Origin of the sequence: Nonomuraea sp. PA05, from assembly GCF_008086045.1 — a bacterium.
GTDB lineage: Bacteria > Actinomycetota > Actinomycetes > Streptosporangiales > Streptosporangiaceae > Nonomuraea > Nonomuraea monospora.
In genome coordinates this window covers 543,066-553,771 of the sequence record NZ_VSEY01000001.1, presented here as the reverse complement: position 1 = coordinate 553,771, position 10,706 = coordinate 543,066, and the positions used below count along the sequence as shown (strand labels likewise).

Here is a 10,706-nt window from a genome sequence, read left to right as displayed (position 1 = left end):
CGTCACTTCTCCTTCGCGGACGTGCCGAGCTGGACGGCGTGCCAGCCGGGGGTGAGCTGCAGATCCTGGCTGCGCGGCTGGCCGGTGCGGTCGCGCCAGGTCAGGTGCACCTTCAGCGGCCCTGTCACGTTCTGGCCCAGGCCGAGGTGGATGGCGTGCGCGCGCTTGCCGGAGTGGCCGCTGCCGCCGTCCACGCGGCCGACGTGGGTGCGCCCGTCGGGGGTGACGACGGTGGCCTGCGCGCCGATCACGGGCGAGCCGGTGCCGGGCGCGGCGGCGGGATCCTCATGGGTGAGCCGCAGGCCGAGGAAGGCGCCCTTGGAGGTGCTGGTGTTCCGGTAGAAGACGGGCGCGTCGAACTGCCGCGCCACGGCGAAGTCGAGCAGGCCGTCGCCGTCGGCGTCACCGGTCGCGATGCCGCGGGTGGGCACCGGCACGGCCAGGCCGAGCTCCTCGGACAGGTTGGCGTAGCGGCCGTTGCCGTCCGGCGCGAAGAACGCCAGGTACTGGCTGCCGGCGATGTCGCCGCCCTTGGTGACGTTGGGCCAGGACTTGGGGTTGCTGGTCACCTGGTCGTTGGCGGCGGCCAGCTCCTGCAGCGGCGGCCAGCGGTTGACGTCGCCCTTGACGAAGCCGGTGGCCTGGACGATCTCCAGCTCGCCGTCGTTGTCGAAGTCCTCGATCTTGGGGTCCCAGCCCCAGCCGGACCAGGCGGTCCGCAGCTCGGCGCTGAGGTCCTGCCAGGGCGCGCCGCCGTTCCTGAGCTGGGTCCGCAGCTCGGCCTTGTCCTTGGCGGTGGAGATGAACTGGAAGTTGCTCTCCTGGATGCCGTACGGCGTGGTGATGTTGCTGACGAAGAAGTCGTAGATGCCGTCGTGGTTGAAGTCGCCGGCGTCGGAGCCCATGCCCTTGAACGAGTCGTTGCCGAGGATCTTGGACTTGGGCACGCCGGGGCCGCGGGCGGCCTGGACCCGGGTGAAGGAGATCGAGCCGGGCCTGGAGGTGTTGTAGAGCAGGTGGTCGTGGCCGAAGTCGTTGTTCAGCATCAGCTCGGGCAGCGTGTCGCCGTCCAGGTCGACCGAGGTGGCGCCGAGCTCCCAGCCCGTGGACAGGTCGGACGGCAGCACGTCGTCGAGCGTGGTGAAGCTCGCGGTGGGCTGGTCGCCTGAGGTGCCCGCCGTCCAGCGGAAGAAGTAGTTCCTGCCGCCGTTGAGGGCGTTGGACAGCGAGTCGTTCATCTCCACGCCGCCGTCGACGCGGCTGTCGAGGATCGGGCTGCCGTCGGGGAAGTAGTTGCCGACGAAGATGTCGGGCCTGCCGTCGCCGTCGAAGTCGGCGACCGTCGCCACGTTGCTGTTCCACAGCTCACCGCGGCGGGAGGCGGGCACCAGCTCGGTGGCGTGGAAGGCGCCCGCGCCGAGCGTGGTCGCGGTCGAGCGCCGCAGGTGCAGCGTCGGCGTGCGGCCCCACCAGTACACCAGCAGGTCCGTGCGGCCGTCCTGGTTGTAGTCGGCGGGCACCGCGCCCATGGGCGCCATGGCCTCGCCGGTGGGCAAGGAGCCGTAGGACAGCTCGAACGGCTGGTAGCGGGCGGCGCCCTGGCCGGGGACGGGGGTGACGACCACCTTGTCGGTGCGGGTGTCCACGATGACGAGGTCGTCGTCACGGCCGTTGCCGTCGAGGTCGTTCATCGCGATGGCCGCGCCGACCGAGGAGATCCACGCGTCGATGTGCTTGTAGGCCTTGTTCACCTTGCGGATCGTCTGCTGGGCCGCCCCGCCCGGCATCGCGATGCTCATGGGCGCGAAGCCGTACGCGCCCGCCAGCTCCTCCCGGTCGGCCTGCGACGCGAAGGTCGGGCGGCCCACGAGGAACACGGCGATCATCAGGACCAGGGCGATCACGCCCGCGAGCTGCTTGCGCAGCCATGCGGCCACTACGGTCACGGGGTAACACCTCCAAAGGTGTGAAGACTGTCGGCGATGCGCGCGCGCCACGTCTCGTAGACCGGCAGGTCACCGGGTCGCTGGGCGGCCACCTCCGGGGAGGAGGGCCGCGTCTCCCGGCACAGCGTGGCCGCGCGCAGCGCGCTGGTGCCGCACAGCACCTGCGCGGCCAGCTCGTTGTGCGGGCACAGCAGGTCGGCGCGGATCCTGGCCTCGGCGGCGAAGGCGCTGCCCTGGGCGAGCTGGGGCGCGTGGTCGCCGGCCCGCCGGCGCAGCTCGCGCAGCTCGGACTCGGGAGCGCCGCCCGCGTAGGTGGCCGCCAGGCCGGTCCCGGCGTACAGGTCGGGCCTGCGTGCCGCGGGGAAGCCGTCGATCAGGGCGGTGACCCTGTCCACGTCGGTGCCGCCGACGAACCACAGTGCGCGGCCGATGCCCTGGTCGACGGCGCGGGCCGCGTAGCTCTCGTAGCCCGGGGGCCAGGAGAGGCGCGGCTCCTGGTACTGCTCGTGCACGTACCGCCGGGTGTGGAAGTAGGCCTGGTGGAAGCCGTAGCCGTCGTGCACGAGCCACAGCAGCAGCGGGTCGAGCCGCCGGCTCGACGGCCACAGGAAGCGCGGCAGCCGCGCCATGGCCCAGCCGATCCCGACGTAGATCATGTAGTTGTGCCTGTCGCCCGCGCCGCTCAGGAACTGCCGGGTCCTGCGCAGGTCGGAGAAGGCCATACAGTCGAGGACGGCCAAGCCCATGCCCGCGCCCTCGTAGGCGAAGCCCTTGAACCGCGCCGGCACCTGTTCGAGCCGCTGCTCGGCCTCGGCGAGGCTGCCGGCCTCGACGGCGTGGGCGTAGCCGGCGAGAAAGCTCTCGCCGACGGTCTCCAGCAATTCTTTGGCCGCCGCGTTCTTCACCGGGAAACCACGCCTTTCGAGCGTGGTCTCCCGGATGTGGGGCGTCAGAATTTTCTTCCTCAGTGACCGCAACACACTGGCCAAAATCGCCCTCCAACCTTGTGGTCAGATAAACCCCTACTAATTAGCCCATCCGGTCCGACAGTCGGACAACTCCGGATTTGCTCAGCTCAGGGGGCGTTTTCAGCGCAGCGTCGAGCCACCCGTCCGGTCAGGAGGAACGGGATTCGCTCAGCGACCGGCTTTTTCCGTGGCGAAATGCGCGCGGATACGACCGCGCCACACTTCGTATTCCTCATCCGCCGTACTGTCGGCGAGCGCGACCGTATCGGCCACGGAAAGGCCGGTGAGCACCGCGCCCGCCGCTTCACTGTGCGCCGGGAGGAATCCCGCGTAATGGCGCGCCTTCACCGCGAACACCGACCCCTGCGCCAGGTGCGCCCGGTGCTCGCCCGCCTCCTCTCGCAGCGCGTCCAGGCCCTCGCCGTCGCACCCGCCCGCGAACGTCGCGGCCAGGCCGGCGCCGCTCCACAGGTCGGGCTGCCGGTGCGAGGCGAAGGCCCGCACCGCCGCCGACACGTCCGCCACCCGCCCGCCGTGGATGAACCACAGCGCGCGGCCGACGCCCTGGTCGGCCGCGCGGGTGAAGTAGCCGGGATCGCCCAGCCACGGGTACGGGTCCGGCTGCCGCTGCCCCTCCACCCAGGTACGGGTGTGGAAGTAGGCCAGGTCGAAGCCGTAGCCGTCCACGGCCAGCCAGCTCATCGTGGGATGGTACGGCGTGCCGGACAGGTCGGGCAGCACCTTCTTCCACAGCGGCCGGGGCAGGCGGGCCATGGCGAAGCCGATGCCGATGTAGGCCAGGAAGATGTGCGGCTGCCCGGGGCCGAGCAGCAGGTCGCGGGTGCGGTGGGCGCCCCCTCCCGGCATGACGTCGCGCACCGTGAACGCCATCGTGGCGCCCTCGTAGGCGAAGCCGCGCTGCTCCGGGTCCACCAGGGCCAGCCTGCGCTCCACCTCCCACTGGTCACGCGCGTCGATGCCCCATTCGAAGCCGCACACCACGGCCTGGGGGATGGCCTCCAGCCGGGCCGTCGCCGCCGAGGGCGCGCCGGGGAAGCCGCGCCCGGCGAAACTCACCGCTTCCAGGGAAGGGGCGAGGACGAGCCTGCGCAGCGAGCCGAGCAACGTTGACATGGTCGTCTCCTTAGGACCACGGCGCTACGGGGTACCAGGGGATGATCTCCCTGCGGGCCAGCAGCCGCAGGTCCCAGTACAGGAAGGTGAACACGCCCGCCACGATCAGGGTGGCCGCGGTCACCGCGGCGACGCGGCCGGGCCTGGCCTGCAGCCAGCGCCGCAGGCCGCCGCCGAACCTCGCCACGAGCAGGAAGAGCACCGCCATGAGGACGACGTTGCCCAGGGACTGCAGGGTGAAGGCCGCCGCGCCGTACAGCGGGTTGCCGCTCTCCGCCGCGTGCCTGAACAGGTGGCGGAACAGCGGGAAGGGACGGCCGATGAGGAACCCGCCGACCAGCGCGCCCAGGAACACCAGGCGGGCGCGCGGCGCGCGGGCGAACGGGTCGGGCACCAGGCCGATCGCGGCCAGGCCCAGGTAGAGCATGGCCAGGCCGATGACGCCGAAGACGACCATCGACTGGACGCTGCGCGCCGACAGGACGCCGGCGACGTTCTGGGCGGTGGAGAACTGCGGCATCGCGACGCCGACGGCGCCGACGAGCGCGCCGTAGAGCGCCGACACGGCGGTCATGCCCAGGGCCAGCCAGCCCAGCGGCGCCAGCAGGCGCCTGGCCTGCCCGCCCTCCGACACCAGCGGCGCCACCGCGCCGAAGACCGCGATGTTGCAGGCGGTGAACGTGCCGGCCAGGCCGCTGACGAACGCGAAGACGACGCCGGCCACCGCGCCCGCGATGGGCCGCTCACCGGCCCCTTCGCCCAGCAGGGTGTCGGTCACGGTGCCGCCGATGGTGGTGTCGACGAAGCTCGCCGACCACACGACGGTGAGCAGGAACCCCGCCAGGCAGCTCATCGTGACCAGCAGCCATCTCCTGCGGGGCGCCCGCGCGCCCGTCGGCTGTACTTCGACCCTCGCCGTCTCGCTCATGCCTGACCTCCGCGGTTGTCGATCGTCACCCCCAATATGAGGCGGGAGTTGATCTCGGGCAACGGCGGCGATCACCACAGATCGCGCCCGGCTGACCAGCCGCTCAGCCGCCAGCCGTCAGGCCCGGCGGGGGGCAGCGGCCCGCGCGGCGACGGCCTGCCGGACTCGGCCCATCGGGTCTCCCTGTCGCCTCCGGCGCGTGCCAGGCACCGGGCGACGGCCACGGCGATGGCCGCCAGTTCGTCCGGGGTCGCCGTGCCCCGGACCACGGTCAGTTCCATACCATCGACGATCACCCGCGCGGGCGGGCGGCGGCAACTTCCCGCATGCCCTGCGGGGAGGCTCAGGGCCGGTCGCCGAACTCCTGGATCAGGGGAAGGTCGGCGCGGCCGGTGATGTGCAGCTTGCGATAGGTCCTGGTGAGGTGCTGTTCAACCGTGCTGACCGTGATGTACAGCTTGTCGGCGATCTCGTGGTTGGCGTATCCCGCCGCCGCCAGGGCCGCCACTCGCCGCTCGGCCTCGCTCAGCGCCTCGATCAGCGCCTCGGACAGCGGCGCGGGCAGTGGCGCGGGCACGTCGTCCGCCTCCGTCGCCCGGCTCAGCGCGCTGATCATCGGGGTGGCCCGGCACTCCTCCGCCGCCGCCAGCGCCCGGCCGGCGATGGTGCGGGAGCGCCTGCCGTCGCCCAGCGCGTCGTACGCCTCCGCCAGGTCGGACAGCGCCCTGGCCAGCTCGTACCTGTCGCCGGCCAGTTGCAGGTACTCCGTGGCCTGCCTGAGCAGGGCGGGACGGCGCTGCGGCTCGGCCCCGGCGGCCCGCAGGCGCAGGCCGATGCCCCTGGCGCGGTGGGCGGCGTGGTCGCAGGCGGCCAGGTGCGCCTCGATGAGGTTCATGGCCTCCTCCGCCTGGCCCACGCGCAGGCACGCCTCCCCCGCGTCGGCCCGCCACGGGATCATCGAGGGGTTGTCGAGCCCCCAGGTCGTCATCAGGTCGCCGCAGCGCAGGAAGTCGTGGATGGCCAGGGTGAAGCTCTCGGCGGCCAGGTTGTGCCGGCCGCGGGCGTGCAGGTAGTGCAGGCCGTACCTGGTCTGGAACATCGCCTTGGGCACCGGGCGGTCGAGGTACTCGCGCACGGCGTCGTGGCGGCCCATCGCGGTGAGCGCGTTGATCATGCTGGCCAGCGGGCCGCCGATGGCCACGCCCCAGCTGCTCATCGGGATCGTCTCCAGCGCGGTGCGGGCGTGCCGCTCGGCGGCGGGCAGGTCGCCCTGCCTGATCGCGATCTCGGCGCGGATCGCGGCCAGCCTGGCCTGCCTGCTCGGCGCCTGCCTGGCCGAGGCCTCCGCGCTGAACTGGTCGCACAGCGGGGCGGCCCGGCCGCAGCGGCCCGCGTAGGTGAGGGCGAGCAGCGAGTTCTCCACCACGTCCATGGACATCTCGTCCAGGTGGGTGCTCTCCAGGATGCGCTCGACGGTGCTCAGGCTGGACTCGCGCGGGCCGCGCGTGACCACCTCGGCCAGGGCCAGGGTGGACTCCATCCGCCTGCTGACGGCACCCGACACCATGCCGGCCAGCACGTCCGCCTTGCGCGGGTAACGCGTGCGGGCGACGAGCGGCGGGTGGGTGGCGCGCAGCCAGAGCTGGGTGACCAGGAGCTCGGCGCGCGTCTCGTGGTCCGCCGCGTCCATCTCGCCGGTCAGCCGGTCGAGCACCTCGCGGGCGTCGTCGAACCGCCCGTGCCAGAGCAGGGCGCGGGCCAGCACGATGGCGTCGCTGCCGCGCAGGCTGCCGTTCGTCATGGCCTCGGCGAGCAGGTCGAGGTGGCCCGCGGGCGCGGCGGGGTTGAGCCGCCACTGCGCGCGGACGAGCATCGTCATGATCTCGGCGCGGCGCGACTCGTCCGCGCACTGGCGCCAGGCGAGCTTCAGGTAGGAGATGGCCTCCTCGACCCGGCCCTCGCGCAGGGCGATCATCGCGGCCTCCTCCAGCGTGGGCACCACCCAGGAGGCGTCGACGCCGGTCGCGTGCAGCAGCAGGTCCGCCACGACGCACGGCGGCAGGCCCCTGGTGTAGGCGAGCTCGGCCGCGCCGCGATACAGCTCGCGGCGCCGGTCCAGCTCGGTGCCCGCCAGGACGGCCGACCTGACGGCCTCGTGCCGGAACGTGCCGGAGCCCAGCAGGCCGATGGCCGCCATCGCGTCCAGCTCCCTGCCGACGTCGAAGCCGGGCAGGCCGAGCAGTTCCTCCAGCCCCTCGCGCGCGCCGAGGATCGCCAGCCCCTGCGCCACCTGCGCCGTACGCGGATGGGCGCGCCGCAGGCACTCGCGCACGGCCTGGTCGAACTGCTCACCGACGACCAGCTCGGACGGCGGCGCGTCGGCGGTGCGCAGCAGCCCGCGGTAGTCCTCGGCCAGCGCGGCGGCCAGCAGCGGGTTGCCGCCGCTGAGCGCGTACCACTCGTCGATGAAGCGGTCCACGGCGCCCAGGCCGACCCGGCCCGCCATCAGCGCGGCCACGCCCCGGCGCGACAGCGGCGCCAGCCGCAGCCGCCGGCAGTGCGGCAGGCGCAGCACGTCGGTGCCGAACACGTCGTCGTGGGCGTAGCCGTCGTTGTGCGCGAACACCGTCACGGCCTTGGCGCCCCTGACCCTGCGCGCCATGTAGGCCAGGCAGATCAGCGAGGCCCGGTCGGCGTGGTGCACGTCGTCCACGAGGATGACCAGCGGGTAGCGCTCCGACTGCTCCAGCAGCACGGTGATCAGCGCGTGCACGACCTGCTCCTCCATGAGCAGCTCGCTGCCGGCGCGCTCGGTGGCGCTCCTGCGGCCCTCCTCCAGCAGGCGCTCGGCGCGCTCGCGCTCCGCCGGGACGAGCGGCGCGTCCTGGATGAGCTGGCGCAGCACGCCGAGCTGCAGGCCCTGTTCGATCCTGGACGCGGTCGCCGTGATCGCCAGGGCGCCCACGTCGATCGCCTGCTCGGCCAGGGCGTCCAGCAGCGCGCTCTTGCCCATCGCCGACGGGCCGCTGACGAGGGCGATCTTGCCCTCGCCCAGCGCCGCGCCCGCGATGAGCCTCTCAAGGCTCGACAGCTCTTCCTGGCGCTCGATCAAGGCCATGGCCCTATTCCGATCTCTATCGTTTCGCCATCACGCGTCTGAGCCTGATGGGCCCGAGCCGCCGGGCCCTGGGCCCGTCGTCGCGCGTCCCTCCGGGGAGCCCGCTGGGAAGCAGGCCGTCGCGCCGAGCCCTGGCCATCGCGGAGCCGACGGCGGCCAGCGCCGCCGCGCAGACGTCCGGCTCGATCCCCACGCCCCAGACCGCGTCGCCGTCCAGGTCGCACTCGGCGTACACGGCGATCTCCTCGCCGCGCCGCACCGACGCCCCGCCCATGAGCCGCACCACCCGGGTCACCAGGCCGCGCCGCTCCATCGCCGTCCGGATCGCGGCGATCGTCGCCGCCCAGTCGGCGCCGTCGGGCTCGCCGTCGATGTGCAGGGTGGCGACCGCGCCCGGCGCCTCGAACGCGGGCACGCCGGGCACGACGTACTCGTCGGCGAACGCCTCCATGATCCGTTCGGGCGCCACCTCGCCGCCGTCGTCGGCCAGCGACTGGACGAGCCGGGCGAACTCGGCCTGCAGCCCTCTGGGCAGGTTCATCCCGTAGCGGGAGCTCATCACGTAGGCGGCGCCGCCCTTGCCCGACTGGCTGGTGACGCGCACCACGGCCTCGTAGGTCCTGCCCACGTCCTGCGGGTCGACCAGCAGGTACGGCACCGCCCACGGCAGCTCGGACCGGTCGCGCCCGGCGACCGCCGCCTGCGAGGCCATCGCGTCGAAGCCCTTCTTGATGGCGTCCTGGTGACCGCCGGAGAAGGCCGTGTAGACCAGGTCGCCGCCGTAGGGGTGGCGCGGCGAGACGGCGATGCCGGTGCACTCCTCCACGATGCGGCGCACGCCGTCCAGGTCGCCGAAGTCGATGCCGGGGTCGATGCCCTGGGCCGCCAGGTTGAGGCCGAGCGTGACCAGGCAGACGTTGCCGGCGCGCTCGCCGTTGCCGAACAGGCAGCCCTCGACGCGTTCCGCGCCGGCCAGCATGGCCAGCTCCGCCGCCGCCACGCCGGTGCCCCTGTCGTTGTGCGGGTGCACCGACAGGCAGCGGTGCGGGCGGTGGCTCAGGTGGCGGTCCATCCACTCGATCTGATCGGCGAACAGGTTGGGCGTGAAGCGCTCGACGGTGGTGGGGAAGTTGAGCGTGATCGGCCGGTCGGGGCCGGGCTGCCAGACGTCCATGACGGCCTCGCAGACCTCCAGGGAGAAGTCCGGCTCGGTGTCGTTGAAGTGCTCGGGTGAGTACTGGAAGCGCAGGTCGCACCCGTCGAGCAGCGAGTCGGCATATTTCATGACCAGGTGGGTGCCGTGGACGGCGAGGTCCTTGCACTCCTGGCGGTTGACGCCGAGCACCAGCCGCCTGGCGGCCGGCGAGGTGGCGTTGTAGAGGTGCAGCGTGGCCCTGGCGGCGCCGCGCAGGCTCGCCATCGTGGCCTCGATGAGCTCCTCGCGCGCCGGCGTGAGCACCGAGACGAGCACGTCGTCGGGGATGTGGCCGCGCTCGATGAGCAGGCGCACGAAGTCGTGCTCGTCGCGGCTCGCCGTGGGGAAGCCGATCTCGATCTCCTTGTAGCCCATGCCCACGAGCAGGTCGAACATGACGAGCTTGCGCTCGGGCGACATGGGCCTGGACAGCGCCTGGTTGCCGTCGCGCAGGTCGGTCGAGAGCCATCGGGGCGGCGCGCCGAGGGTGGCGTCCGGCCAGGAGCGGTCGTCGAGCGGGATCCGCGGGGGCGAGCTGTACCTGGAGGCCTTCATGTCGATCAGATCCTCGAACCGAAGTAAGTGGAATAGGAATACGGCGAGAGCCAGACCTGAATTTTGTACTCGCTCGCGTCCTGATCGCCCAGCATGCGGAACGTCACGCTTATCTCCGGATAAGCGGAGCTGAGCCCGAGCGCCCCGAAGTAGCGCTCGCCGAAAAATACGACGCGATAGAGCCCGCGGCTCAGATCGAGCGTCAGCCATTCTTCGACATAGCCTTCATGACCGATCTCGGATTTCCCGTCGAGCACCCACTGGGTGTCGGCCATGCGTTCGAGGCGCACCTCCATGCCCGCGGCAGGGCGGCCGTAGACCGCGTCCTGCGCCTCTACCGAGATTCCCATGTCACCACACCCATCAGGGCTAGAAACGAGCTACCGCGGGCACCTTGCCCGCGTGTTCTCCCCCACCATGCACAGCCCGGCTATCGCCCGCCCTTTCGTGTTCTATCGAACCGCTATCGCCGGACGATAGCGAGCCGAAGGCGGGGCGATGGAACGCCATTGCGAAGCGATAGTCCCGCGCTTCTACCAGTGCCGATATCCGGGTGAAAGCCGCGCGATGCGGAGTGAATTGCGGCTGCTGTGAGCGTCGTCGCCGAACGCACAACCGGTGCGAAAGACGACACGGAGGTAGATCGAAATGAGTACACGCTTCAGCAAGCTGGCGGCCCTGATTCTCATCTCGATCGTCGCGATCTTCGGCTCCATCGCCGGCCTGGCTTCCCCCGCCGCCGCCGCCGACAGCCCCTGGGAGATCGACAGCCCGTGGGAGATCGACAGCCCCTGGGAGATCGACAGCCCGTGGGAACTGGCCGACAGCCCCTGGGAGTAGCGGCGGACTGCAAGCTCAAGCC

The 10,706-nt window shown here is 71.9% G+C and carries 9 protein-coding genes; 1 reads left to right on the top strand and 8 read right to left on the bottom strand.

What is annotated here, in order from left to right; translation table 11 throughout:
• Positions 1–2: 2 nt before the first annotated feature.
• The 8 genes from FXF51_RS02805 to FXF51_RS02770 all read right to left on the bottom strand — a co-directional run bounded on the left by FXF51_RS02805 (position 3) and on the right by FXF51_RS02770 (position 10,194).
• Positions 3–1,946 carry a CRTAC1 family protein gene (locus FXF51_RS02805; protein ID WP_222871091.1) on the bottom strand — a complete coding sequence of 648 codons (1,944 nt, stop codon included), beginning with the start codon at positions 1,944–1,946 and terminating at the stop codon, positions 3–5.
• Positions 1,943–2,926, bottom strand: a complete 984-nt coding sequence (locus FXF51_RS02800) for a DUF1702 family protein (protein ID WP_262379247.1) — start codon at positions 2,924–2,926, stop codon at positions 1,943–1,945. The genes FXF51_RS02805 and FXF51_RS02800 overlap by 4 nt, the downstream gene beginning before the upstream one ends.
• A 156-nt stretch (positions 2,927–3,082) precedes the next feature.
• Positions 3,083–4,048, bottom strand: a complete 966-nt coding sequence (locus tag FXF51_RS02795; protein WP_148432606.1) for a DUF1702 family protein — start codon at positions 4,046–4,048, stop codon at positions 3,083–3,085.
• A 10-nt stretch (positions 4,049–4,058) separates the two neighbouring features.
• Positions 4,059–4,976 carry a hypothetical protein gene (locus FXF51_RS02790; RefSeq protein ID WP_222871090.1) on the bottom strand — a complete coding sequence of 306 codons (918 nt, stop codon included), beginning with the start codon at positions 4,974–4,976 and terminating at the stop codon, positions 4,059–4,061.
• A gap of 71 nt (positions 4,977–5,047) precedes the next feature.
• A complete protein-coding gene (locus FXF51_RS02785) occupies positions 5,048–5,257 on the bottom strand; it encodes an acyl-CoA carboxylase epsilon subunit (RefSeq protein ID WP_148432605.1) in 210 nt (69 codons plus the stop codon).
• 62 nt (positions 5,258–5,319) lie between these two features.
• The gene (locus tag FXF51_RS02780) at positions 5,320–8,094 is read right to left on the bottom strand and encodes an AAA family ATPase (protein WP_148432604.1); all 2,775 of its coding nucleotides are present in this window, start codon (positions 8,092–8,094) and stop codon (positions 5,320–5,322) included.
• A gap of 16 nt (positions 8,095–8,110) precedes the next feature.
• Positions 8,111–9,844, bottom strand: coding sequence for a 2-isopropylmalate synthase (locus FXF51_RS02775; RefSeq protein ID WP_148432603.1), 1,734 nt, complete (start codon positions 9,842–9,844; stop codon positions 8,111–8,113).
• 5 nt (positions 9,845–9,849) lie between these two features.
• Positions 9,850–10,194, bottom strand: coding sequence for a hydroxyisourate hydrolase (locus FXF51_RS02770; protein WP_148432602.1), 345 nt, complete (start codon positions 10,192–10,194; stop codon positions 9,850–9,852).
• A gap of 298 nt (positions 10,195–10,492) precedes the next feature.
• Here FXF51_RS02770 and FXF51_RS02765 point away from each other — a divergent pair, with 298 nt between their 5' ends.
• A complete protein-coding gene (locus FXF51_RS02765) occupies positions 10,493–10,684 on the top strand; it encodes a hypothetical protein (protein WP_148432601.1) in 192 nt (63 codons plus the stop codon).
• Positions 10,685–10,706: the final 22 nt, after the last annotated feature.